This is a genomic window from Lactobacillus acetotolerans DSM 20749 = JCM 3825 (assembly GCF_001436775.1).
Lineage (GTDB): Bacteria > Bacillota > Bacilli > Lactobacillales > Lactobacillaceae > Lactobacillus > Lactobacillus acetotolerans.
This window is the reverse complement of sequence record NZ_AYZC01000023.1, coordinates 1-26,080: the sequence shown is the minus strand read 5'-3', so window position 1 is coordinate 26,080 and position 26,080 is coordinate 1. Positions and strand designations below refer to the sequence as shown.

Here is a 26,080-nt window from a genome sequence, read left to right as displayed (position 1 = left end):
ATTGGCTTCATGACCTATTTGAATCAGTGTTGCACTTAATTTGATAATTCAGGAAATAAATTATTTATAGAAACAATGCGTTTTTCTTTTAATCTGCGTTCAATAAAGTCCAAGAGTTCATCTTGCGTCAATATTTGAACGTTCTTTTCGATTGAATTGGTAGTTGCTAATGATAATTGTTTTTCCTTACTTGCTAACATTTTTATTTCCTTTTTTATTTATTCTTTTTGATCCAAGTCTTTAATTGTTCAAACGTTAACTCTTGTGCTACTGGTTCATTTTCCGTATTAAAAACATCAAAAGAAGCAGAGCCATAATCATAATCTTCAGAATTTAATACTGGATTCTTGAAAGTTAAATCAGTTTCCTGGTTTGCCTTTTCAATTTCAGCTAAATTAATATCTGCACTCATAAAACGAGTCATATCGTAAGAAACTTGGACTTTATATCCTTTTTTATTTATTTTTTTCAACATATCTAAACCTCAAATTACATATTACTGGTAATTACAGATTGACTATATTCGCTTGGAATAGCTTGAGCGCACAAGACATTTGTTGACTCACAATCGTCATTAAAATGTGGCATCAAAGTTCTGCAATACTTTTTAACTTTTGGATTTAATTCCCAATCTTTTAATTCACTCAATGTTTTTAGTTCATTGCATGTTAATGTATGCAAAGTAACTTCTGGATCCATAGTGTCTGTTTCAGCAATAATCAAACCAAATTCAGAATGAAAATCAGCAAGATCATTAATAACAGTTGAAACATCTATACTTCCCCACATTGAATCAATTGGACAATTATCGGGATAATCTGCATCAGCTAATTCAATTGCTGCAATATTTCTTAATTCCTTAAGAAAAGTAGCAACATTGACAACCATAAAGGCAAATCCATCAATATCTGGTAAGGGATATTGTTTGAAAATATCCGATGAACCAGTTTTGACCAACTTGTAGTTTTCTTTTCTTAAATCTGCAAAGATTTCATCAGACAATTGGTTATAGAAGCGTTTATCATCTTCAAGATTATGAACAAATTGAAAGGCACTAAGACCATTTTGTTCACCAAATTGTCTACTCCAACAACTATTAAATTCATCTTCTGGATCAGATTCATATGCTGCTTGAGCAATACTCTTTAGCACATAAACCCGATCCCGATCTAACGGATGATCTAATAGAAATTGACCATCTAAATCTACAGAAATAGTCCAATTATTTGGTGCTTCAATTGACATGAAGATTTGCGAATCTTCTTGCCAGTCAGCTTCAGCATTGTTATGGTGCAAATCATATTTGTTAATTAGGTTCAAAAGCATATTTCTAATTTGAGTTTTTGTATTTTCCATTTTTTACCTCACAAAAAAATCTCTGAATATTAAACATAAACAATGTATATGTTTATGTTGATAATTCAGAGATTTAAATTCCTTTTTTCTTTCTAAAATAGACTTAATTGTGCCACATGCTTATAGATTTTGGGTTTAGATATTTTCTTGGATTCAACAGTATAACTACTTTCAGAAGATTCACTTACCTTAGACAACTCTTTGTCTTCAGTATGTCTTTTAACATATTTAGCAATGTCTCTTCTTAATGTAGGAAACTTCTGATCAAAATATATATCTATCAGTAATCTGATATTTCTGTTAAAACAGCTATATCTTAGATTTAAAGTTTCTAAATTTAACTGTTCTGGATCTTTGGTAAATGAATTATCAAGTCCACAATCATACACATAGACCTCAAAGGCTCTTGCGAAAATTTCACTAGGCAAACATAAATATTCAATTTTTTCACCCATTAAAGCTAATCTTTTCGAGTTTGCTCTTAACTCTGCTTGTGTTTGAAATAGAATATTATCAAAGTCACCGGATAAACTTAATGCTGCACTATCGCATAGCATGTTGTAATCAAGAAAATGTCCATATTCATGGATTAGACTTTGGAGTCCAATATTTTTCTTGCCAATACCTTTTTCAATCATTCCATTTTCATCAGAGCGGAAATCAACAGCAACAGTATTATTTACCGGAGTAAATATTCCCAAAGCACGATGATTTCTCAATTTTCTAAAGCGCAAAATAGCCTTTTTCCATCATTAGAAGTAGGAAGAATATCCGTTGTTTCCTTCAATTCATCCTTAACGTGACCAAGTTTATCCAGCTCTACGTCATTATCAATCTCCACATGACAGAACTTGTTGTTAAGCATATTTTCAAATATAGTCATTACACGCTTTGTTTCTTGTTTGATATTTTTCTTTTCTTCAAAAAATCTAGCATGAGACAAAGATTCAGACATCTCCATATCATGATCAAACTGCATAAATATATTCTGAGTTTTTATTAAATAGTTTCGTAATATAGAAATTCCTAAATTACGTTCTAAAAGTTTCAAAAGTGTTCTTTGATTAATATAATAATTGCCTTTATCTCCTGGAAGAGTTACATCCATCAAAATACTAATATTATATTTAGTACCAAAATACGTTTTGCACGGAACATAAAAACCATTCTCAGCATTCATAATGAAACTATTATCAGGTAATTTACCTAAAACATCATCATCGTATTTTTCAACTTCTGTACAATCTTCTACCTTTACGCAACGAGCATTTTTAGCACGCTTGACTACATTAGGTAAAACAGGATAATACTTAGCAAATTTACCTTTAGTGAATGTTTGGCTAAATATATCATCGGACAAACTCGTCTTGAAAAATTCATTCAAACAATCTTCTTTAGCATACGTATTATAGAAATCTTTTTGAATGACACTATAACCGTAAGTTAAAGGCATATTTACAAGCATTAGAGTTTCTTTTGAATGTGTAAAGTAGTCTTTTCTGTAATAACTATATTTAAGCGCATTAGTCTTAAATACACCTTCTGGACTAAGAACAACAAATACTTTTTCTGCCTTATCGGCATTTTCAATCATATAAATATGATTTTTCCAAGTGTCGTTTTCAGCATTTTTGGATTTTTTACATTCGTACTTTACGTTCCTAGCTAACTCAGAAGACATTACAGAAATATCAACTCTAGTTAACTCAGAATAACTATTTTCACTTTCCTCTTTGTCAAAATGTGAAGATATTTTATGTTTTACCATCTCAATTTCTTCAGCACTTGTCATCTCGTGATTAGCATATAGATACAATGCTAATTTACGATACGCAGAAAAAAGATTATCTTTAGCAGTTATCGTCAATTTTCTAGTTTTTGCATTCGTAAAAATACCAAATTTTTCACGCATAAGATCTACTATTTTTTCCTTCATTTTAATATTTCCTCCGTATTTGAATAATTTCTATTTCTTTAAACGATTAATTACTTGTGTCCTAATAGCATCAAGTTCATCATCTGAATTAGAAGTTATCTTTTTTGCCCTATTAGAATTGTTAGAAGCTGCCTTAACCTCATTCTTAAAAACTCTCTTAGAATTTAAAGAATTAATTACTTCAGCTTCAGTAACCCTGTGATCAAATTTCATGCGCATTCTTTCTACTGCTTTTTTAGCATTTGAGGGAGTAGCAATCTTTGATCTTTCTACTTTTTGAGCAACTTTTCTTCCTTTTTTGCTATTAAATTGATTTGTATGATTTGTTTTTTCCGAAGTAAAAGCATTCTTGATAAATTTGGAAATCAACTTTAAGCGATTAACAAATGTTTCAAAGCTCCAATCTCCCAGAAAAAGAACAAATCCCAAAACAACTAAACCAAATAAGACTTTCATCTTATAAATCCTTCCTTAAAAAACAAAAAAGAAGCTACAAATTAGCTCGACTCTTGTCGTACTGCTTCATAACTTCTTTACTTCCCTCTTTGATTTTGCTTTGCTTGAATAATACTTCTTATTCCTGCTTCGCATCATTCCTTTCTTTTCTTCTATCATTGTCGCTGTCTTATATACTGACAGTATTTTTTATCCAATGAAAAAAGGACGCACTTTCCCTATTTCCATTGAAACAGTTTTTCGTGTGTCCTTATTTTTTCATTCTTTATCGTATTCGACGCATCTTTTAAGCTTTCGCCTAAAATCTGCCGGTAGATTATAGTATCACACCTCAGACTGGTGTACACGCCCACCTAAACTTCTTTTTAACTCGCGTGTAAGTCATTCGTCCTAACGGACATTTTGCATTCAATCCGGCATCCCGTTTGAATTAAACTTAAATATGAAATATTAATAAAATTAATACACTCTTAGTATATCAAAAAAACATTCCTCATAGAACCTTATTCTATAAAGGAATGCTCTTTTTAGAAGTGAAATTTGCCTGCCGAATTATTTTTACTGCTAAGACTACTTGTTGAAATTACTTACTGAAGCTACTTGCTGAAGTTACTTGCTGAAGCTACTTGCTGAAGCTACTTGCTGAAGCTACTTGCTGAAGTTACTTGCTGAAGTTACTTGCTGAAGCTACTTGCTGAAGTTACTTGCTGAAGTTACTTGCTGAAGTTACTTGCTGAAGTTACTTGCTGAAGCTACTTGCTGAAGTTACTTGCTGATATTTGACTAATCACCCATTGGAAACCATCCAATAAAGTAGGGAGAAATGCTTTTATATAGGGTTTTGACGTCCTTAATATGACTATATGCTGAATAAAATTCCATTTTACTAGGTTTGTTAATGTACTTCGTTGTTGTAGGGTAAATGTCTATACCTGCATCTTGAAGCGCACTTGCAAGTTCAGAATCCAAAGAAGCATAGAGTATTACTTGATGGTCGCTCCCCTTAATGTTTTGTTCTAATATATTGAGGTATTTTTTGAGTCCTTCAATATCGTTTGTCGTTAGGGGTAGATTAACCTTTTTATGTCTTAATACTCGCCATAATGCGCCTACTTCAGTAATAGACGGATAAAAGAGCAATTCCATTCTGAAGGTATCATCATTTTCATCAAAGTTATCTACTGCGTATACTTGCCAGTGTTTAGTGCTAATGCCATAACTCTTTAATTCCTGATTTGCTGCACGGATTTTTCCAAAAACATATCTATTTTTGGAACTGATATTGGTATACCACATTGTTGTTATGATCATTTGAAACACACCTAATGTAGCGAACACATACTTCATGCTTTCCGGTACCGGTACTATCAACGGAATAAACCACAGCAAACTAGTGAACATCAATATCCTATTAATTTTTAGAGCCTTACGATACTGATTCATATTTGTGTAATTAAACAGTTTGAATAATTTAACTCTGTTACGTTTTTTCATTCTTTTCTCCTACTTTCCATCCCCAAAAAAGAGATTTACTCAAATAAATATAGTTTTCTGCCTTATTTTTGCCTTTTTCTTATTTTGACAATACTCTTAAAAGCCGTTTTTTAGGTACCTTAGAGCTTTTCACCAGAGATTTAGTAAATAGTCTTACTATATATAGCTGAAGTACATCCAGAAAAAGGGGGTTTTCTCAATTGGAGATATATTCAAAATTATTAAATAAAACTTTCAGGCTTGACCAAGATCAGGTGATTTTATTATTAATGATTGCCAATTTAGGATATGTTACTAAAAAGCAGCTTCACCTACTTTGGTCAGCAATAAAAGGTAAACCTTCAAAGTTTCCAAATGTAATATTATCAGGTTGGATAAAAAAAGGTGGTTTGCTTGTAGGTAGTTATAAAAGTATCAGTCATGCAAATAGAACTTTCTTTTATTATCCAAGTAAACTTTTTTGGAGGACTGCAGATGAAAATAATCTTCCTGTTTATAGTGGCCTTTCTGGTGATAACATAAGATTTAATTCTCATAACATTGCTGCAATTGATGTTGTGGTGCAAGGCATTTACACTTCTGTTCTTAAGGCTCCATTATGGTATTTGATGCCATCAGGCAAAAACAAACAAGTTCCATCAGATGACATCATTCAAAATAAATCAAGCAGCAATATTCAGGCACCGTCAGATCTCAACATTCAAATTCCATCAGGGGAAGACATTCTGGTATCGCCAGGCAGTAACCCATCAGGGCTAGTCAATCAAATTCCACCAGGCAAAACAAATCAGATTCCATCAGAAAGCACCAATCAAAAATCAATCCAATCCTGCATGAATAAAGCTATTAACATGGTACATAAACTAAGTTTACAAAGATGGACTAATGATCTAGGCAGAGAGTATATATCTTTTGTACCCGATGAAGTAATTACTTTAGACAATAATATTATTTTTATTGAACTAGACAACAGAACTGAAAGTAATCAAGTACAGATAGATAAATTAAACAACTACCTTAAGTACGCAAGTGCTCACCCTGATAAGTTAGTTCAAGTAATATTTGTCGTTAATGATTATTCAAATCCAAGATTATCAAACAAGTACATTCCACCCTACATTAAACTAAGTAATCAAATACACGCATTTCTCACAGGGGAAAGCAATTATCTTGGTGAGATAAAAAGATACATCACTGAGGGTATGATAAATACTCCTAACTTAGAGATCTACGTTAGTGGTACCGATGAAGCGGATATTGCAGTGGCGGAAGCAATACACAATAAGTCTTTTGGCCGTCCTAACTGGAATGATGAAGAATGCCTAGAAGCAGCCGATGTAATCAATAAGATGAAATTCAAAGCCGATTATATTGGCAGGCAGGATTTACAATGCACTACTTTAGGGCGCTATATTTTAAACATGTTCACCAAATACGAAAACCACAGAAGCTCACGTTTAGGCAAAAACAATTCTTATCTAGCAGGGGTAATGAAGATTAGAAGCGAAGAATATGATAATGACAATAATATCTATTACATGCCGGTAATTGCTGGTTTAGAGCATTCTCTTTATACGCAATTTGCGATTAGACAAATTGAGAGCAAGAAAGGCACTAATTTACTTTATGATCTGCAAATTAAGGCCAATACAGGCGATTTACTACTATTCGGGTTAGATGATCCTGATGAGGCCATAAAAGGCTATATGGAAGAAAGCAAGGCTCATATTCTCGCTTCCCCGATAGTTATTTATCCTCGCAGAGAAAGAACTTTGATTCCTGCACTAGACACTGAAGTTAACAAAATCCATAGCAAATCGTCCAATTTCACATCCAATAGCATTAGCCGGTATTCTCCACGCTACACGTTAGAAGATGATCCATTAATTGAATATGAACTTAACATCTTAAAAAATGCTTTAGGACTCAAGCAGAAATACTTCTTTGATAAAACGGACAATATGCAAAATTATAAGAAAGGTATTCGCCAAACCAATTTTGTATTAACTCCTATTGATCCTTATCTTGAAAGGCCAAGAGAATTTGATTATCTTCATTCCTTAGCAGGAAAGTATCAAGGCAAAGAATTTTCTTTAAAATTGCGCTTAACTGAAATACCGCTTCAGATGTACGAAGATGGTTTCTTTGCGAGAAATGAATTAGCTCACGCAACACCATTCATTTTTCAGCCAAAAACAGACAGCAATTGGCAAATGCCCGATGATTTCTCTCTGCCTGAAGATTCCTTCTACAATGCCGCATCTAATAAAGGAAACAGATTCGTTCATTTTAGACTCTATAAATAGAAAAAGACGATTGTAAATATACAATCGTCTTTTTAATTTATCTAGAGAGGAGAAGAATTTTATAATCAATATTTCTTAATAAATGTTGCCATGCTGTAAGGTTCAATCTGATACTTAGAATCTATTACTTCTTCTAGTGCGTTGGTTAGTAAATATCCTTTTTCTTTCAAATCAGATACATCAACTATCTTATCTGACATATTAGATAATCTAAGAACATAGCTATCTTTTACAGTATAAGCAGGATAAATTGCAGAGATTGAACAAGGTAGGTTCAAACTCAGCCAATTCTCATTCTTTGAAATTGGTGGAAGATCATTGCTAAATTCAATATCCCAGATTTTATTATCTAAACGATTTACAAACAAATTAAATGTTTGTAATTGATAGGAAATTGATTGTGATAGCCATTTATCCGCCACATTAGCAATTTGACTTTCTGATAATTCTTCACCATCAAAGTAAGCCAATCCAAATTTAAATTCATTATTTCCAAGTTCTTCTGCCATTGGAGTTGGTTCCATTTGGTGTCCTAATGAAGTTGTATCACCAGAAGCTCGGCCTGGACGCCAAAGAAGATTTGGCTTTCCTAATTGACCCGTAGTTGCCATTAAAGTTACATATATCGAATCATCTACTTTCTCATATTCTTTTTCACCATAACCCAAGAAATACAATCCTTGATTCTCATTTCTAATACCAACGATATGATCGAAATTGTAAATGTTTACTGGTTTTTCAACAAATTCATCATTCCAATTATCATCAATCGGTAGATTTTCTGTTTTAGTAAACCCGCCTTGAATTTGAGCATCGGCGTATTCAGAATCAATACCTGTCTTTATTGCTATTCTTAATCGATGATCTAAAACAGTATTATTAATTCTTAGATCACAAGATAAGACTGGATCGTTTTTCTTCAAACTAATTATCAGTTTATAAGGAACTTTCTCTAAATCATTACTTCCCTTGCTTCTATCTTTTAATGTCTTAGGTAATTTCCAATTACCTGTAAGAATTAATTGTTGTACATCTTGACTGATAACTCTTGTTAAATCACCATTCCAAGATAAAGTAATTTCTTGATCATTCTTCAAAGGTGAAAAATCGTAAGTATCACCATCGTTGCCTTGATCATGGACTGAAATTACATTTTTAAATACGTGATTATCACGCTTAAGTTCAAATTGATGATTTACAAAAGTTAAGACAAAACGATTATTTGAAATACTATTACCATCTGCTGCTGTCAATTCGGGCATAGGCTCATTACTATCTTCGAAATGAATTACTTCATAACCTAAACCTGCCATTTGTATTTTAAGAAGTACTTCTAACTTAAAATATCCAGGCTCATCTTTAAATTGATAGCCATTAGGTGTAAGTTGCATAATATTTGGACGTGATTCAACATAATCTTCATTAATAATTGTTGCATCATATTTATTGTCAAATTTAATATTTTTACTTCTACTAATAAAGCTAATCTTCTTATATCCATCAAATGGTTGCGGATCAGCATTAAAGACTATCACATCATGATCATTTAATTTAAGCCGTTGTGCTATTCGTTTTTTAATATAGTTTTCTAAACCATCAACAATTTCGTTTGCTTGCTTAAAACGATGATTAATATCTACTGCAACATTATCAGTTACACTACCACCCAGAGTATCATGTGGTTGCAACTTAAATAATTCTTTCCAAAGCTTGATTATTAAACCATTTGAAAGCTCAATTCCTGCATTATGAGCAATCACCATCAAAGGTTCCAATCTTCTAGTTATTGCCTGTTCCAATGCAAAGTTCTTACGTTTATTTCTAGAACGAACTGAACCTATTGTTCTATGTACTCTTGAATAAGTTGGATAACGTAGTTCACCTTGATAAGTATCCAAATCTTTCTCTCTAAGTAATTTCATAAACTTAGGATAAGTACTAATTTCAACACTGTTTTTACTAATTTTGTTTATTTTAGCAATTGTATCAGAAATATTATGAATAATATTCATTTGATCAATTCCAGATGGGATTAATACTTCATCATTATTTCCATGTTCAGCTTCAAACTTTATTCCTTTATCCAAGCGATCTTTAACAAAATCATTTAAATTCTTTTTTGACTTTAAATCTATTTGACCCGTAAAATATCCAAATGGGAAGTTAGCTGCGAAAACAATATTATTCCCAAGCCCTTTCCACTTAAAGTAAACAGACTTTGTTTGACGCTTAAAATTAGTTCCACGCCAACATAGAAAATCACGAATACCAACCTGATTCAAAATCATTGGTAAATTGGCATTAAAACCAAAAGTATCAGGTAAATATCCTAGCATCATTGGCTTACCAAAGTTTTGTCTAGCATCATTAATACCAATAACTAAATTTCTTAAAAGTGATTCTGCATCAGGAATATTAGCATCAGTTTGAGTATACCAGGGGCCGATAAACAATTGTCCTCTTTCAACTAACTTATGGATTCTTTCCTTGGCTTCAGGATGAATTTCTACAAACTCATCAACAATAGACATTTGACCATCTAAAGTAAAGTTGGCTTCGGGATGCTCTTCTAATTCAGTTAAGACATCCGTAAATAACCTATCTGATAAAACTTGAGCATCTTGTGTTGTAAAATACCATTCACGATCCCAATGAGTATGATTTACAAAATATGCTTTTGTCATAAGTACACCTTTTCTATTGATAAAAAGAAAAAATCTGAGAAAAATTCCCAAATTTTTTCAAGCTTTGAGAGATAAAATAATTTTAATTTGAGAAATTATTAACGCTTAAAAATCTAATATGAGGGGAGAATTATTCGCATTCAGTGATTTAATGAAATCTCAAATTATTTCAATGCATCTTGATCAACGTTGTGGTGAGTAAATTTCTTTAAAGCATTTACCATTACAGCACCAACTAACACACCAACAACAATTGAAACAATATATAAGATAATGTTTGAAGCAAATGGAAGGGCCATTAAAGTAGTCAATGCAGTTTTTTGAGTTACACCAAAAGCTGCATTAAGAGCACAACTTACAGCAGTACCTACCATAATACTTGGAATTACTCTTAAAGGATCCGCCAAAGCAAATGGAATTGCACCTTCAGTAATACCAAAGATACCCATGATTGCAGCCGTACGTCCATTTTCGATTTCTTCTTTGCTGTATAGACTCTTATCAAATAAAGTTGCAACAAACATAATAAATGGTGGAATAGCAATTGCTAAAAGCATAGCAGTACTTGGTGCATAAACACCTTGTGCATAACAACCCATACCAAAAGTATAAGCAACCTTGTTTACAGGGCCACCCATATCGAAGGCCATCATTGCACCTAAAATTGCAGCAAGGAGAACACTGTTAGCTCCCTTCATTCCTTGAAGCCAACCAGTTAAACCATCAACAACAGCTTTTAATGGCGTACCTATGATGTAAATATACAGAAGACCGATTACAGCTGTAACAATCAAAGGAATAAAGAGAAGTGCTTTAACTGTAACTAATTTTTGTGGTACAGGTACTTTTTTAAGCCATTTAGTTAAGTAACCAACTAGAAGACCAACTACGATACCTCCGATAAAACCAGTACCCATCTTTTGTGCAACAACACCAACGATGAAACCTGGTGCCAATCCTGGTCTATCAGCAATTGAGAAAGCAATATAGGCTGCAATTACAATTGGAATAAATTGTAATCCAATTAAACCTAAATTTTTAACCTGACCCCAAAATGAATTAGCAGCTACATTAGTACCTCCTACCAAGGTACCAATTGACATTAACAGACCACCGGCAGTAACAACCGGAATCATGTAGGATACACCTGTTTGTAAGTGATTTCCTAACTCCCGCATTTCACTCTTGAAACTCATATTTATACCTTCTTTCCAAAATAGATTTAACTATTAATTAAATCGGTTGCCTTCTTAATTACTGATTCTCCATCTTTAATTACTTCCGAAGTTCCAACTTCTAAAGTCTTTTTGCCTTCAAATCTTTCCTTTTCAGAAACTGTAGTATCGACAGCAAAAATCACTACATCGGCATTTTTAATGTCATCTGGTGTCAACCGATTTTCAATGCCCATTGCCCCTTGTGTTTCAACCTTAATATCGTCTCCATTCTTTTTAGCAAACTTTTTTAGATTTGCAGCGGCCATATAAGTATGAGCAATACCAGCAATACAACCTGTAACAGCAATAATTTTAGCCATAATAATTGCCTCCTAATTCTGTAACAGCTTTAATATTTCATCCTTATCGTTTGTTTTCTTTAATTTGGCAACAAAATCGTCATCCATTAGTTTGCCTGACAAATGAGAAAGCATTTTTAAATGTTCCTTACCACTATCAGGCTTAGTAGTTACTGCCATCAAGAAAATCATATTCACCTTAGAACCATCCAAGGAATTCCAATCTAAAGATCTTTTATTTTTAGCAAAGACCATCGATGGGACTTTAACAGTAGGACTCTTACCATGAGGAATGGCCATGTTCTTACCAATTCCTGTTGTCGTCATTTGTTCTCTTTTTAGTACATCTTCGGTGAACTGCTTTGGATCATTTAAAATCCCATTTTTATAAAGTACATTTGATAATTGAGAAATAGCGTCCTTTTGATTTTTAGCGTCTAAATCTAAAACAACATTATCTTTAGTTAAAAAATTTAATTTTGACACTACTTTTCGCCTCCTTTCAATAATTCGATGACTTCCTCAACTGAATTGCTCGTAGCTATTTGATTAATTAAGTGTTCATTTTCCAAAATATCATCAAAATACTCATAAATTTTTTCGATATTTTCTTTAACTTCTTGATTCAGTGCGAGAAAGAAAACAACTTTTATATTTTTGCCTTGCCATAAAATACCTTTGTTATCAATATAAATTGCTATAGCAGGCCTTTTAACATATTTAACTGGAGCGTGAGGCGTTGATACTACATGAATAGCGGTACTTGCTAATTTTTCTCTTTCAATTGCAGCTTTACCGATACCCGTTTCTGCATATCCTTCTTTTTGAAGTCTTTCAGCAATGTAATTAATCACGGCATCCCTTGTCTGATTTTTATTACTGATAAAGATTAAGTTTCTAGAAATAAGTGACATAAAAGCATCGGCTTTAGTATTAGTACTTAACAATTGATCAATTTGACTATTAATTTTTTGAATTCCATTTTCATTTAAAAACGGAGAAACAATTATTACATGTTTTGCATTTGGTAATTTGACATTAATTGTACTAATTACTAAATCTTCATTAATCGGAGAATCCTGAATTTCTTGTAATGAAACAACTCTAGTAATTTTAATTTGATCAGGAAATTGTCTTTTAATTCTTTGTTCCAAAAGACGAGCAGTTCCCAACCCTGTACTGCATACTAGAGCAGCTGTAACAGAATGATGATTTCTTTCATTAAATGCTTCAATATGAAGAGCAATATATGCTAATTCATCATCATTCAGTGAAACGCCATATTCTTTTTTGATTTTTGCACCTAAAGTTACGGCCTCATTGTAGGAATACGAGAAATATCTTTTTATTTCAGATGTATAAGGATTCCTGATTGTTAATCCTAATGACAACCTTTTTAATGCTGGAATTAGATGCACTGTTAAGTTACTAATTAAAACAGAATCAAAATGATTCAAATTATTCATCAAGAAATTAGAAATTTCACTATTTTCAAGCCCTTTAATTGAAGAATTCTTATTAATTGAATCTAATAAGTTTTCTGCAGCCAAAATGTGAATATTTAGATATTGTTTTTCATCATCTGGCAACTTTATATCAAATTCTTTTTCAATAATTTCTGTTAAAACCTTCGTATTTTCTTCTAGAGGAAGAAATCGTTCAGCTGATTTCAAAACTTGATCATTTTTAATTCTTTCAATTGCAATTGCAATATGAATTACTAGTGATTGAAATTCATAATCACTAAGCTTTAGTGCAGTTTTCTTTTTAAATAATTCCACTGCTTTTATTGTTTTAATTAATGTTTTTTGACTAAAGAAATCACTCGTTTTAGGAGATAATTTTTTTGTATCTTCTTCTGATGCAACTTGATAAGGAATTGAAGATTCTGCACCCCAATAAAGATCAATCAGCTGTGACATAATCTTTCTTTTTTCTCTTTCAGTTGCTTTAAGTTGAATTCCAGCACTAGTTGTAATTACTTTTGCATCATAATCACTAATAAGGAGTTTTACATTCTTAATATCATTATCAATTGAACTTCTACTTAAAAAGTTTTTATCAGCTAAAGTTTGTACTTTAACTGGTGAATCAGCAGTTAACAAATCTGTAAGTAAATTCAATGAACGTTGATCAGAATTTTCAGGTTCATTTTTATCTTTAAAGTGATTTTTTCTAGATAACTTAGAAAGATCACCTTCAAGATAAATTCCAACGTTTCTTTTTTTAATCAATTGAACATCAAATTTAGCTACATATTTAGAAATATCATTTAAATATTTCGCAACTGTACTTCTTGATTTACCAGTAAGGTTAGCAATATCTGAATAATGAATGATTTCCGATTGGATTAACAAATTCAAAATTTTTATTTCATTATTGTTCATCTATTTCTCTTCCTCCTTACTAAGACTAATGTTATTATTGATCATCTCTCCTCATCTCATTTCATTTATATTATATTTCCAGCGTTAACGCTTTCATACACAAAAAAGTATACTTTTATTAGTATAATTTTTTAGAATTAAAAAAGAGTGTCATCCTCTAGGGATGCATTCCTATTTCTTTAACCCTTAAAATACCAATCCAAAGTAATTATCATATTCAGTAAGTTGATGGTATTCATACGATCAGGCACTTCAGCATGAATGCTTTTGAAGTAATAGCCATTTTCTTCTATAAGACTCTCAATTAAGTCACCTTCATCTTCTGTAAAATGATCGAAATTAATGACTCCTTGCAGTCTATCGTCTTCTGTCTGATGAACAAGACCATCTACTTTTCTAAATTCATCATCTGATAATCCTTTTTCATGAACTAACTTATTTAGTAACTCATGAACATCTAACAACTTTTGTACAGCTGCAATTTCTAATTGGCTTGCACCTGTAGTCTTAATAGCTTCATTAACTTGCATGTGTAAGTCTCCCACTTTCTATTTTGATTTCATAATCATATCAGATAAGCTCATAAAAGAAAATAGCATCCCTATCGCATTAGGGATGAATATACTTTTCAACATAAAAAAAGCCCAACCGCAATCTAATTTGAATGCTGTTAGGCTAAAAGGAGCACGATAAAAACATATCGTGTAAGAATGAACGTTACCCGTCAAAAGGTTTTAAGTGTGGAGTATGTAATGATACATGCATGACGGGAACAGATAAGAGTTTACAGGATCATTTTAAATAGCACAATAAAAACTTACAAAAAGAAAACAGATTTGCTTTTTTGTACTGTTCTACATAGTACATTTTTGCATTTCTGCACGTGATGTCAAAAAAGCCCAACCGCTATCAAGATTTGATAGCTGTCAGGCTTTGGAGGTTGATCATAGCAATTTTTCTATCGTAAAAAAATATTGCAATGATTAAGAAAAATTGTGTTACCCGTCCAATACTGAATTTATATTTCAAGAAAGTGATATAGATAAGATATTTATTTGTCCGATATTTACGAGTTTGAAAGACGGGAACAAATAGAAGTCTACAGGATGAGGTTTACAAAGGCAATAAAATTTTAGAAAAATAATACAAATTGGAGTATTTGTATCAACTTTTTGTACATTTTCGTATTTTTGTTTATTTTTATTATGTTTTTGAATAGTTTTGTTCTTCTATGTCTAAGGCAATTATTTTTCATTTTTGGGATTATATTTTACACTCCGTGCATAATCCATTAATTTTCTTGCCTTTTCGTATTCTCTAAATGCTTCTTCAAAAGGGATGCAGGTTAGACTTTCATCCGCAACATCACCGGTTTTGAAGTAGTAATTATATTCTTGCTTTTCGAATCTAAGCTCTAAAGGGGCATACCACATTTTATCGGGCTTACATTTTTCACTATGCTTTTCGTAATAACTGTTAAATTGATCTAATTCCATCTTATGAGTTGCGTCAGTCTTAACGTTTCTAGCAGGTGCTACTAACTTAAAAATACTCGTAGCCCATTCAGGTACGACCGTAGCAATTATTTGTACGTTGTTTTCGTAGGTACCCTTAGTATTATCAGAATCAATAAAGTTCATGCTATGAACGCAAGCAGCTTTAGGACTGATGATCATCCGATAATCTACTTTGCAGCTTCCGCCAAAATTATTATTATCAACTGTTTTCTGTAAGTCTTGATACTGCTTTTTAAAGTCTTTGATATATTCTTCTTTAGTCATGTTGTTTCTCCAAATTATGCAAACACTTGTTCTCTACTGATAGAATAATTCTAAGTGTGTATTTTTACAAGATAAAACTGCATAAAAATAGCATCCCTTTAATGGAGATGCTTTCTTACTTTAAAAATCAATTTTTAAACTGTCGGCTAAATCATCAAAATTCAATGGCCAAGACATATAACCGGAAAATGACTTCTTGATATACCTTTTACCCTTAGCAAACTCAAAAGTCATAGTCCAGGAAGTTCCATCTTCAATCATAACCAGTTCAGGAAGATCATTCTCTTTATCCCAATGGCCAATATTAAGAATGCTAAGTTTTCGGATTAAATCTTTCTTACTAAAAATATTTTGAACATGATACTTATCCATCTTAAGAGAGTTATGGATCAGCTCAATTACATTTTCATCAACAAATACATACAAATAATTTAGGCTCGGCCCAAATGCCTGTTGCTGATAAGTAATGCGCTGAAGATATGGCAAAAGATTATTAAATTCATCAACTTGTTTTTGCCATTGCGTCTTATATTCTTTTCCAGTTATTTTGAAATAATCCTGCTCGGCTGACATTAATTCTGCTTCTTGCAAGGCAATCAGCTTTTTAGCTTTTGGTCGCTCATTATTTTCAGGAACTTCAATAGCATAATTATTTTTGAAAACATGATAATTCTGTTCAATCGCAGCAGCTAATTCATTTAAATATGCGAGATAAGCTTTATCAGTTTTAGTCTTAGGTTTTTGTGGTGATTTTACGTATTGTTTGGGGATGCCTAAAAAATCAGTATTCATAGTAACAACCTCATTTTTATTGAAATAGATTAATTATTTAAAAGATAAATTCATCGTCATCATGCTCTTGAATTCTGTAAAAATAATTATCTGATCTTGGAGAAAAAATACCAAGCTCACTGAAATGGCTATCCCCCGCACCCTTCAGATCCTTAACTTGATGAATATTTACTTTGTCACCATCTTTCAAACCAATATCTAATGCCCAGGAATTAGTTGCCAAGTCAACAATGTAAGGTTCTTCTTTAACATCAGTGTAGTTTTTAAAATCTGTTCCAGTAAGTCCTGTTCCCTTAACTCTGAGTTGGGTTGGAATTGCCTTTTCTTGTAAAAACTTACTGATTCGATTAAACAAGATTCTTAAATGCTTAATATCAGTATCATTTGGATCAATATCAATCCATTTCTGACTTTTATTAGCTATGATATATCTACCAATTTGACATGCATTAATAAAGAACTCATCGGGTAATTCGCCATCAGTAGGGATGCTCTTAAAAGCTCGCTCGTATGTGATTAACTTTTTACCTGCATCTTCTTCAATTTGATTAGCAAATCCGGCTCCCTTATTTGCGTCATTTAAACTAAATTCTTTATTGATGTAACGATAATCTACAAGGAACAACAAAACTTGATGAAGTTGCTCAGTAGTCAGACTCTCACCTTCATTAGTTACTTCGCCAAAATTATCAAATTCAAAAGATTGTTTCTCTAATTTTGCGTTTTGATAGAAAGTAGAGCGATTCATGATAATATCAAGTTTCTTTTGAGTTTCTTCATCAACTGATCCCATTAATACAGCGATCTCTTTTCAGCTTGTGTTTTTACAAAATCCAAAATATTGGGATTAATCTGAGTAAGATCTAACAAAAAGCCCTCATCCCTACGTGGATTGTAAATCATTAGCTTTTTTATTTGATCTGGACTTACCAATTCGTCCCTTAGCAAAACACGATAAAGAAATAATTGTCTTACCCAATTAGGCTGCATTGTTGTAAACTTAGAGACTTTAAAATCAATTAAGGTATCTGGAGATAAATAGTCTCCATCTCCGCTAATTAATCCATTTTTAGTTGCCGAAACGTAGCCTGTTCGAATGATATTGCCTATTTTCTCTAAATAAGCTTTAGCTCTCTTGAGCATAATCTTGTAGTGAATAATAGTGGTCTCATTTGGATAAGCCTGCGGTGAAACATAGTGACCACCACGGATAGCCTGCTCCCATGCACAAATATCAAGACCAAGATTGAAGACATCATCGTTAAGTTCGTCAATCTCAGTATCCTTGGTCAGCGTTTTAAACATCGCAGCTTTATATAAATACTCCGCCTTCTGTTGTTTATTCGCCATCTCAGCAAGACCACGTAATGATATTCCCAACGCATTATTATCATTTAAAACAATCATCCGTGTTAAAAAGTCGATTAAAGTTCCCGTACTTGTATATGAAATATTTTCATCTTCAAGAGCAAGACTGCCTATATTATCAGAATGATATGAGATCTTTTGGAATTTGCTTGTACTAACAATCTTGCTTAATGGTAATAATTTTGAATTTCTAGCAACTGTAGTTACATTCTCTTCTTTCATAATCTATGTCCTATCACTAATCTATATATTGAATTGTCTATGCTTTTAAAACTGGTTTTACTTTATAAAGCATTTTTTTACCGGTAAAGTAACAATAATAGTTATTGTTTAGTGTTTTAAGTGAATTAATATCGTCTTCATCAACCAAATAAATGAGTCCATTTTCCCAGAATATTGATCCTGAATCCCACCAGTATTCATCGTTGTTTTCATACAGCCTATATTCAGGAGATCCTTCAAACCATAGATCAACTTTACTACCCCATGCCGGCTCAAAGTCGATATGAATTTGATCATCTTCTTTTTCTACTTTCACAACGTGAGCATCATGGAAGTATTCATTAGCTGCCATCAAATTTTGAATATCTTGTTTATTTTTAACTTCAACAGATTCTTGATAACCAGCTTCATACTGTTGATCCAGTTCAATACATTTACTTAAGAGATCAGGAGTTATCGTTTCAGGAAGGTTTTCAAGTTCCAGCCCTTTTAAAAATGGTACACAACCATAAAAATGATTCTTAGGTAACCAGTTTTTTAGGTCAGTAATCACCGGCAAAACGTGAATTTCAATGCCTGAATCAATTTGGTTTTATCTTGATTCAGAACTAAACAATATTCATGATAGCCTTTTTCGTATCCATCCCAATTGCCCTTATGAATTCCTCTAGCGAAGATAGCGGAACGATATGGCTTATTGTGTCCTACAGTTATCCAACCATACATAATTTAAACCTCATTAAAATTCTTAGAACCAATGATCAGCTGCTTTATCATCATTAGCATAAACAATTACTTCTACTCCAATACCCAACATTTTTCGATGATCCTTATCCCACCAATGAAAACCTCGTAAAATATTTGAATTTAACGAATATCCTCGCCAATCTTTTCCATAAAAATTCAATCTTTCGGAATATACATTAGGATCTCGTAAGATTTGTATCCAAGGCTGTAAAAATATTTTCTTTTGTCTTAAATGCAACGGACGAGGATCTTCAGTTTTCCAAGATAAATACGCAACGGCTACGCCCCAATCCTCAGAATCCCTTTTTGGAGCTGGATCATAAGGTGCCAATAAAATTTGACTTCAATCATAATTTTTTCCGTTTTGTTAACTATTCATTACTACTTAAAAAATCATCCAATTCATACGAAACCTTAACTACTTTTTTAACGTGAAGTTGGTATTTAATTACTAGATCAACCAATTTATCGCCATCAATCAAAGTGATAACGCTTGTGCCTGTCCGAGCCTTTTTAATTGCTCCTCTAGTGAATCCTGAAGTAGTAATGAAGATGCCATATTCAGCTCTGTAACTATCCATTGCTCCTCTAAATTTATCAATTTCAGGAGCTTGAACTAAACTGCCGTTCCAATGTTTGGCTTGAATTGCTACTCTAGTAGTTCGAAAATCATCGGTTGTGATATAGCCATAACCGTCTAATCCACCATCATTACTTTTCTTAACGCCAATTTTATCTGACATTTCTACATGCATTCTATTTACTAAAGCACGGCAGAACAATTCAAACTTATAAGGATTCAAATTATTAATAGCATCAGCTATTCTTTGACGATCATCTTCATCATCAGTTTCATTATTCTTAATATCATCGGTCAATTCAGCATCTACTTCTTCATTTGTAGATACTTCTGTTTGTGATTTGTTTTTATTCTTTTTAGATTTTTCCGCCCATTTAGGCAATGAACGTGAATAAACTAAATCTGAGAGTTCTTTTGCGGTTCCTGAATAGTTTCTTCCCTCTTTAGTTAGAACTATCCATCCTCTTTTTGGACGTGTTAAAAAGCCTGCTAAGATCAAATTAGATATAGCAAAATTATATGGAAAATTAAAAGGATGGTAAGTATTACCCTTATCAGATGTTCTAGTTTCAGTTAACACATCTTCAGGAAGATTTTCATCATTCTTTACAATATCTTTCTTAACTTTCTTGGTACTACCTTCCCCACCAATATTTTTAAGTTCTTGAATAATCGGTAGCATTAAATAGGCTTGTTGTTCTCCACGATTTAATTCATTAAATGGTTTCATTCTTTTTTCCTTACGTAAACAATCTCTTACATATATTTTACTTGATTGTGTCTTCTTTTTTAAAACAGAAATAAAAATCAAAGAAAAAGGATTAAGCAAATTGTTAGTTGCTTAATCCTCAAAACTATTTTTCTACAAAAAGGTTTTCTCGTTGTAAAAATATTTTTTATATTGTAATATTCTTGATCTATAATTTGAGTTAAACTGAATAAGTTTTAAAGAATACTATTGTCGTCTAGGGGAGAAAAGATTTGACAATGGTATTTTTTATTCACCCATGACAAGAACATGGCAAACTCTATTTCTGTCTCTGTTTTGGTCCCAATCTACAAAGTAAATATAACCAACAGAACCAGTAAGCATTTCACCATCTTTAATAGCAAATGTTTGATTACCACCAAACATAGAACCTCTTACGTGAGCATCACCATTTAAAATTGTACCTGGATCTGCAGGATAGTTTGGATCCTTCTTTGCCAATTCTTGTAAAAATGCTACATGTTTTGGACCTGGATATCTATAGTTGGTATTTTCAGAAAGTTCTCTTGGAACAATCTTGTCCAAAATATTATTCAAATCAACTTGAAGGAATTCATCCCCATTAAAGTCCTTGTCATGAACAAATTCTTCAAATAAAACTGAACAAGTCGTATGTGATGTTTGAACTAGTACAAGTCCATTCTTCACATTGGACTTTTTAATAATGTCTTTTACCTGATCAGTAATATTAACGTATGTAACTCTGGATTGAGTTTTTAAATTAATATCTTCTTGATAAATTTGCATCTTGAAACCTTCCTATTTGAACTTAACTAAAGCTTCCATCATTTCTGAAATTTTTCCCTCCCAACTTGGAGCTTTAATAATGCCACTAGTACCACCAGTACCATCAGCACCTAATTTCATAATCTTCTCAACATCTGCACCTGTACTTACACCGGCAGCTTGCATAATTAAAATATTAGGGTTAACTGCTCTTACTGCTTCTGTAGTTGATTGGATATAATCTTCATTACTACTATTTCCAGTACCAATTAAACTATCAGGTTCGCAGATCATTACATCAGGATTCAATTCAGCAATGGCTTTACATTGCTCAACTGTATCTGAACAAACAATGGTAATCAAACCTACTTCTTTAGCACGTTTAATTGTCATGTCAAGTTCAGCAATAGTTAATGGCTTTTCAGCGTGATTTAATACAACGGCTTTAATACCTTGATGTACCAAAGCCTCTGGCAAAACATGGCCCATGCCTCTTCCAGGCTTTAATGAATCCATATGTTGTGCCGTGATTATTAAATGCTTAGTTTCTTTAGCAATTTCTGGCAAATCAACCAATTGACCAGTAAAAATGCAATCAATATCATATTTTTCAGCTAATTTATCAGATATTTTTGCCATTTTCATAGCATCATCGCCGTACAAATAAGATTTTGGATTAACGATAAAGAATGGTCTTCTAATCTTCATGACTTTGCCTCCTAATTAAATACGATATTGATAATTATTAGTTTCAAAGACATCGTAATAATGTTCACTCAAATCTTTGATGGCTTTTCTTTGTGCAGCAGCCATATCAGGTTCAGTATCAAATTTTTCTTTTTGTGTTGCATGCAAAGAAGCCATAGCTAAATCAGTATAAATATTAGCTTTGGTGATACCTAATTCAGCAGCTTTTCTTAAGTTTTCATCACCAGAAGAAGAACCACCATGCAAAACTAATGGAATATTTAAAGCTTCTCTTAATTCAGATAATCTATCAAAGTTTAATTTTGGTGTACCTGTTTGATAAACTCCATGTGAAGTACCAATTGATACAGCTAAAGAATCTACACCTGTTTCTTCTGCAAATTTCTTGGCAGCATCTACTTCAGTATATTTACTATCATCTTCAGTTGAATTAGTTCCAACATGACCGATTTCAGCTTCAACTACAACACCTCTTGCATGTGCATATTCAACAATGTCTTTTGTAGTTGCAACATTTGTATCGAAGTCTTTATCTGAAGCATCAATCATAACGGAAGTAAATCCTTCGTCAACACCCTTTTTAACAAGTTCAGGAGTAACTCCGTGATCTAAATGCAAGATTACTGGTACTTTAGCTCTAGCGCCAAAGAATTTGCCTAAGCCAAGAGCATCTTCCATTCCAATCTCTGGAGAGTGCTTTTCTGCCCATGCTAAGATTACAGGCAATTTTAGTTCTTCTGCAGCTGCAATTTCTGCACGGATTGAATTACTATCCCAATAATTAAAATGTGGAAATGCATAATGATTTTCTCTAGCATCTTGTAAATAGATTTTTGATGAAACTAACATACTGTTAAGCCTCGATTTCTTCTTTTATTTTGTCATAAACTTTATTTGCACCAACACCGGTCAATAATGGAACACCATTAATAACTTTGTCTTTAACATTATCTGGTACTAAAGTCGTTGAAACGACAACATCGTAATCATCTAGATGATTTACCTCTTCAGCAACTTTACTTTGATAAAGTGTTACCTTTTTATCTAACCCTTGGTCTGCAAGCCAAGACTTTAATTTACCCATTACAACTGTTGAAGTAGCAACACCGCTACCACACATAACCATTAGTTTTTTCATAATTAATTCTTCCTTTCAAAACTGATTTATTCAGCTGTTTTAGCTGCAGCTTCGCGTTTTGCAGTTCTTTGCTTCAACCAAATTAAGAGAAGTAAGGCGATTACAAAAAGAACACCCATACCAATCCATTGGAATTTTTCACCAGTCATTAAGTAAATGAAGTTAGTCCAAAGACCACCATCACTAAGCACTGAAATTGAAGTGTAACCTTTCATATTAAATTTAGCTGCTTTAGCTAAGTTAGTAATAACTGGAGCAGCCCATGTAGTAACATACAAACTGATTACAATATCAACTGCTCCTGCAATTACAGTCTTCAAAATATCACCATCAAATACAGCTGCAAACAATGCAAAGAAGTAAGGTAAGGTTGCTAAATCAAGGAATGGTAATACTCGGTTACCTGGTAAAATTACTGATAAGAAAATAGTAATTGGAACCAAAATAAGTGATGCTGAAAGAACACTTTCTTGTCCAATAGCCAAAGCTGAATCCATACCAATGTATAACTTCTTTCCTGGGAAGTGTTTTTGAACCATTGTATTAGCAGCTTCAGAAATAGGTGTTAAACCTTCCATCAAAAGTGAAACCATTCTTGGCATTAACATCATAACGGCACCCATGTTGACAGCTAATTGTAAGATCTTACTAATATCCATGTGAGCCAAAATACCAATAATTGCACCAATAATGACACCCATAACAGTGATATCACCAAAAATACCTAACTTCTTTTGAACTGTTTCAGCATTAACATGCACTTTGTTGAAACCAGGAATGTGGTCAAATAACCATTTGAAAGGTAATGCGAATACATAACCTGGTGCAGATAATCCGTGTGGGAATGAAATACCGTCAAGTCCGTAATACTTTTGAACCTTCGGAGCACTTAAGTCAGCGAAGAAGTATGTGAACATGGTTACAACAACCATTGAAAAGATACCAAGCCACATGTTCCGAGTTAATAAGTAGATAATTGATCCAGCAAATGCTACATGCCAGTAATTCCATAAGTCGACATCAACAGTTCTAGTCAAACCTAATGCCAACAAAATAATGTTTGTTAAAACACCAATTGGAATTGCAGCGATACCTAAAGCAGTACCATAAGCAATAGCTGATGCTGCTGGCCAACCAACATCAATAGTTTGTAAATGCAAATGATAATTTGCAATCATTAATCTGGTAGCAGGTCCTAATTGGTCACCTAGCAAACCTATAATTAAATTCAATCCAATAAAGCCAATGCCAACAGTTAAACCGGCCTTAAATGCTTTTCCTGGCTTAATTCTTAAGCAGACACCAAATACAAACAAAAGAATTGGAAGGAATACACTAGCACCAAGGTTTATAATCCATTGAACAACTCCCATTTTATTTACCTCTCTAGCTAATTAAATTTAAAAATTCCTCAATTGATTTACATGCATATAATTTTTCTATCTTCGCATCATCTCCAAACAAAGTCATCAAATTTTGTAACATATCAAGTTGTTTATGAGCTTCTTTCAAACATAAAATGAAAATCATTTTTGCTTCTACAACTTCTGTGTCACTACCCATTTGTCTAAATTGAATTGGTTTATTTAAAGATATAAATCCAATTTGATCTTCATTGACAAATTCAGGATCAGTATGTGGAATTGCCACGCCAAAACCTGATTCAAGTTTTAAACCTGTAGGGAAATTTTTTTCTCTTTTCTTTATAGCTGCCAAGAAGCCATCATTTACTACACCTTTAGCTAGCAAATTCTCGTTTAATTTTTCAAAGATTTCATCTTGCGTTGCAATATCTTGATGAAAAAGAATTACTTCTTTTGAAAATAATTTTCTATCTAATTTCATTTCTACCCTCCTTTAGTTTTCAATAAAGTCTTCTAATTTAGATAAGTGATCTAATTGATGTTCCGGATTAACAACAATTATTACTAATTTGTTAATATTAAATTTCTGATGCAAAGTCATTGAGGAATAACTAAAACTTCGATTCAAATTAATATAAAGAACCATATCATGTTGTACCAATTTATCTTGTATATGCATTGACAAAACTGTCGATGACATTAATCCTTCGCCTAATTTATTTCTCACATCAATATCTTGAAGGATTGCTTTTTTCGACAATCTTGGTTCTTTCTTCATAATTAAATCAGAAATCTGATCAATCAGATTTGATTGATTTGTGTAAGAAATTTTTTCAAAACGTTCATCAATTTTCATTTTTCTTACTCCAAATTTCATTAACTTTTCGTTCAACAATTTCTTGATCTTTCTGTGTAAATAATGCATTTACAATGACAGAAGGAACATTTATTTTGTCAGAGACTTTTACTGTTGAAATTATTAAATCAACATCATCTTTATTAACACTTAAGTCATTATTTGAAGTTACAGAAACTATATTGAAATTTGGAAAAACATTTTGAACTTTTATCCGCAATAGTTCAGAGGTACCAATACCTGTTGAGCACATTATTACCACATTAACTTGCTTTGATTTGCTTTCAATCGCTTGTGCAAAATATAAAGTCAAATAACCTATTTCATTGTTATCAGGTTCAGTCAAATCAAATTTTGGAAAAACTTGTGCTGAAACTTCTTTGATAACGTTAAATAAATCTGTATATTCCATTTTTATTTGCTCAAGCAAATTATTATTAATATGAATATTATTTTTTAACCTCTTTATAAGAGGTTCCATGTGCTTCTCTAGTTCATTGATGATTCCAATAAAATTACATCCCATTTTGTCGGAAACCTGTTCAACTAGTTCATTAGTGATTTGCATTACTTGATCTGAAATATTCTCGGTAATTGAATCATCACCAAATCTAGAAGACACTAGATATTCGAAAATCGTATCCGCCTCATTATCTGGAACATTTTGCTTCAAATAATGACTGATATCTGAAACAACTTGTTCACTTACTTCATATAAGAACGTTTTTCCAGTTATATCTTCTTTACCAATCTCATTTCGACTAAGTTCAACAAAATTACCAGCCTTTCTCAATCGCGTAATCAAGATATAAATATGTGAGAACAAATTTACATTATATACGCGTGGTGCTAGTTGTTTAAATTAACCAAATAGCCTAGATTATAAGTTAAAAT

30 protein-coding genes are annotated in these 26,080 nt (G+C 32.4%); 1 reads left to right on the top strand and 29 read right to left on the bottom strand.

Going from position 1 to position 26,080, the window contains the following annotated elements; genetic code table 11:
* Nucleotides 1-35: 35 nt before the first annotated feature.
* From FC77_RS08005 to FC77_RS04695, 7 genes are all read right to left on the bottom strand, one after another.
* Entirely contained in the window at nt 36-200 is a 165-nt protein-coding gene (locus tag FC77_RS08005) for a hypothetical protein (RefSeq protein ID WP_156641838.1), read from the bottom strand.
* A gap of 14 nt (nt 201-214) precedes the next feature.
* Nucleotides 215-475 carry a hypothetical protein gene (locus tag FC77_RS04720; protein ID WP_056970342.1) on the bottom strand — a complete coding sequence of 87 codons (261 nt, stop codon included), beginning with the start codon at nt 473-475 and terminating at the stop codon, nt 215-217.
* Nucleotides 476-489: 14 nt separating this feature from the next.
* The gene (locus FC77_RS04715; RefSeq protein ID WP_054682285.1) at nt 490-1,356 is read right to left on the bottom strand and encodes a hypothetical protein; all 867 of its coding nucleotides are present in this window, start codon (nt 1,354-1,356) and stop codon (nt 490-492) included.
* 92 nt (nt 1,357-1,448) lie between these two features.
* On the bottom strand, nt 1,449-2,090 hold the full coding sequence (locus FC77_RS04710) for a hypothetical protein (protein ID WP_056970341.1): 642 nt from the start codon (nt 2,088-2,090) through the stop codon (nt 1,449-1,451).
* Nucleotides 2,072-3,292: a hypothetical protein gene (locus FC77_RS04705; RefSeq protein ID WP_056970340.1), complete on the bottom strand. Its 1,221-nt coding sequence runs from the start codon at nt 3,290-3,292 to the stop codon at nt 2,072-2,074. Before FC77_RS04705 ends, FC77_RS04710 begins: the two co-directional genes overlap by 19 nt.
* A 30-nt stretch (nt 3,293-3,322) precedes the next feature.
* The gene (locus FC77_RS04700; protein ID WP_056970339.1) at nt 3,323-3,748 is read right to left on the bottom strand and encodes a hypothetical protein; all 426 of its coding nucleotides are present in this window, start codon (nt 3,746-3,748) and stop codon (nt 3,323-3,325) included.
* 783 nt (nt 3,749-4,531) lie between these two features.
* Complete coding sequence (locus FC77_RS04695; protein ID WP_056970338.1) at nt 4,532-5,242, bottom strand: hypothetical protein; 711 nt, start codon at nt 5,240-5,242, stop codon at nt 4,532-4,534.
* A gap of 200 nt (nt 5,243-5,442) precedes the next feature.
* Here FC77_RS04695 and FC77_RS04690 point away from each other — a divergent pair, with 200 nt between their 5' ends.
* Nucleotides 5,443-7,548, top strand: coding sequence for a replication-relaxation family protein (locus tag FC77_RS04690; RefSeq protein ID WP_056970337.1), 2,106 nt, complete (start codon nt 5,443-5,445; stop codon nt 7,546-7,548).
* A 65-nt stretch (nt 7,549-7,613) separates the two neighbouring features.
* Here the strand turns inward: FC77_RS04690 and FC77_RS04685 are convergent, their stop codons facing one another.
* The 22 genes from FC77_RS04685 to FC77_RS04585 form a co-directional block, all read right to left on the bottom strand.
* Nucleotides 7,614-10,232, bottom strand: coding sequence for an alpha-mannosidase (locus FC77_RS04685; protein WP_056970336.1), 2,619 nt, complete (start codon nt 10,230-10,232; stop codon nt 7,614-7,616).
* Nucleotides 10,233-10,396: 164 nt separating this feature from the next.
* Nucleotides 10,397-11,428: a PTS fructose transporter subunit IIC gene (locus FC77_RS04680; protein ID WP_056970335.1), complete on the bottom strand. Its 1,032-nt coding sequence runs from the start codon at nt 11,426-11,428 to the stop codon at nt 10,397-10,399.
* 26 nt (nt 11,429-11,454) lie between these two features.
* On the bottom strand, nt 11,455-11,769 hold the full coding sequence (locus FC77_RS04675; RefSeq protein WP_056970334.1) for a PTS fructose transporter subunit IIB: 315 nt from the start codon (nt 11,767-11,769) through the stop codon (nt 11,455-11,457).
* 12 nt (nt 11,770-11,781) lie between these two features.
* Nucleotides 11,782-12,234, bottom strand: a complete 453-nt coding sequence (locus FC77_RS04670; protein WP_056970333.1) for a PTS sugar transporter subunit IIA — start codon at nt 12,232-12,234, stop codon at nt 11,782-11,784.
* The gene (locus tag FC77_RS04665; RefSeq protein WP_056970332.1) at nt 12,234-14,135 is read right to left on the bottom strand and encodes a BglG family transcription antiterminator; all 1,902 of its coding nucleotides are present in this window, start codon (nt 14,133-14,135) and stop codon (nt 12,234-12,236) included. The genes FC77_RS04670 and FC77_RS04665 overlap by 1 nt, the downstream gene beginning before the upstream one ends.
* 179 nt (nt 14,136-14,314) lie before the next feature.
* The gene (locus tag FC77_RS04660; RefSeq protein WP_054681874.1) at nt 14,315-14,665 is read right to left on the bottom strand and encodes a hypothetical protein; all 351 of its coding nucleotides are present in this window, start codon (nt 14,663-14,665) and stop codon (nt 14,315-14,317) included.
* A 714-nt stretch (nt 14,666-15,379) separates the two neighbouring features.
* Nucleotides 15,380-15,916, bottom strand: coding sequence for a hypothetical protein (locus FC77_RS04655; RefSeq protein WP_054681872.1), 537 nt, complete (start codon nt 15,914-15,916; stop codon nt 15,380-15,382).
* Nucleotides 15,917-16,036: 120 nt separating this feature from the next.
* On the bottom strand, nt 16,037-16,708 hold the full coding sequence (locus FC77_RS04650; protein ID WP_056970331.1) for a hypothetical protein: 672 nt from the start codon (nt 16,706-16,708) through the stop codon (nt 16,037-16,039).
* Nucleotides 16,709-16,745: 37 nt separating this feature from the next.
* Nucleotides 16,746-17,501: a hypothetical protein gene (locus FC77_RS04645; protein WP_056970330.1), complete on the bottom strand. Its 756-nt coding sequence runs from the start codon at nt 17,499-17,501 to the stop codon at nt 16,746-16,748.
* Nucleotides 17,501-18,298: a hypothetical protein gene (locus tag FC77_RS04640; RefSeq protein WP_056970329.1), complete on the bottom strand. Its 798-nt coding sequence runs from the start codon at nt 18,296-18,298 to the stop codon at nt 17,501-17,503. The genes FC77_RS04645 and FC77_RS04640 overlap by 1 nt, the downstream gene beginning before the upstream one ends.
* 37 nt (nt 18,299-18,335) lie before the next feature.
* A complete protein-coding gene (locus FC77_RS08185; RefSeq protein ID WP_056970328.1) occupies nt 18,336-18,851 on the bottom strand; it encodes a hypothetical protein in 516 nt (171 codons plus the stop codon).
* Entirely contained in the window at nt 18,848-19,024 is a 177-nt protein-coding gene (locus FC77_RS08000; protein WP_156641833.1) for a hypothetical protein, read from the bottom strand. The genes FC77_RS08185 and FC77_RS08000 overlap by 4 nt, the downstream gene beginning before the upstream one ends.
* Before the next feature lie 22 nt (nt 19,025-19,046).
* Nucleotides 19,047-19,376 (bottom strand): hypothetical protein, encoded by a 330-nt coding sequence (locus FC77_RS04630; RefSeq protein WP_225723709.1) that lies wholly within the window; start codon nt 19,374-19,376, stop codon nt 19,047-19,049.
* Between the two features lie 40 nt (nt 19,377-19,416).
* Complete coding sequence (locus tag FC77_RS04625; RefSeq protein WP_056970326.1) at nt 19,417-20,355, bottom strand: restriction endonuclease; 939 nt, start codon at nt 20,353-20,355, stop codon at nt 19,417-19,419.
* Between the two features lie 267 nt (nt 20,356-20,622).
* Nucleotides 20,623-21,141, bottom strand: a complete 519-nt coding sequence (locus tag FC77_RS04620) for a YjbQ family protein (protein ID WP_054681861.1) — start codon at nt 21,139-21,141, stop codon at nt 20,623-20,625.
* Between the two features lie 12 nt (nt 21,142-21,153).
* The gene (locus tag FC77_RS04615) at nt 21,154-21,828 is read right to left on the bottom strand and encodes a triose-phosphate isomerase (protein ID WP_054681859.1); all 675 of its coding nucleotides are present in this window, start codon (nt 21,826-21,828) and stop codon (nt 21,154-21,156) included.
* A gap of 15 nt (nt 21,829-21,843) precedes the next feature.
* Nucleotides 21,844-22,677: a class II fructose-bisphosphate aldolase gene (locus FC77_RS04610; RefSeq protein WP_054681857.1), complete on the bottom strand. Its 834-nt coding sequence runs from the start codon at nt 22,675-22,677 to the stop codon at nt 21,844-21,846.
* Between the two features lie 4 nt (nt 22,678-22,681).
* Nucleotides 22,682-22,966 carry a PTS sugar transporter subunit IIB gene (locus FC77_RS04605; protein ID WP_054681855.1) on the bottom strand — a complete coding sequence of 95 codons (285 nt, stop codon included), beginning with the start codon at nt 22,964-22,966 and terminating at the stop codon, nt 22,682-22,684.
* Between the two features lie 26 nt (nt 22,967-22,992).
* A complete protein-coding gene (locus tag FC77_RS04600) occupies nt 22,993-24,339 on the bottom strand; it encodes a PTS galactitol transporter subunit IIC (RefSeq protein ID WP_054681853.1) in 1,347 nt (448 codons plus the stop codon).
* 13 nt (nt 24,340-24,352) lie between these two features.
* Nucleotides 24,353-24,811, bottom strand: a complete 459-nt coding sequence (locus FC77_RS04595) for a PTS sugar transporter subunit IIA (RefSeq protein WP_056970325.1) — start codon at nt 24,809-24,811, stop codon at nt 24,353-24,355.
* Between the two features lie 12 nt (nt 24,812-24,823).
* Nucleotides 24,824-25,186: a hypothetical protein gene (locus FC77_RS04590; protein ID WP_056970324.1), complete on the bottom strand. Its 363-nt coding sequence runs from the start codon at nt 25,184-25,186 to the stop codon at nt 24,824-24,826.
* The gene (locus tag FC77_RS04585) at nt 25,176-25,979 is read right to left on the bottom strand and encodes a BglG family transcription antiterminator (protein WP_151443547.1); all 804 of its coding nucleotides are present in this window, start codon (nt 25,977-25,979) and stop codon (nt 25,176-25,178) included. Before FC77_RS04585 ends, FC77_RS04590 begins: the two co-directional genes overlap by 11 nt.
* Between the last annotated feature and the right edge of the window lie 101 nt (nt 25,980-26,080).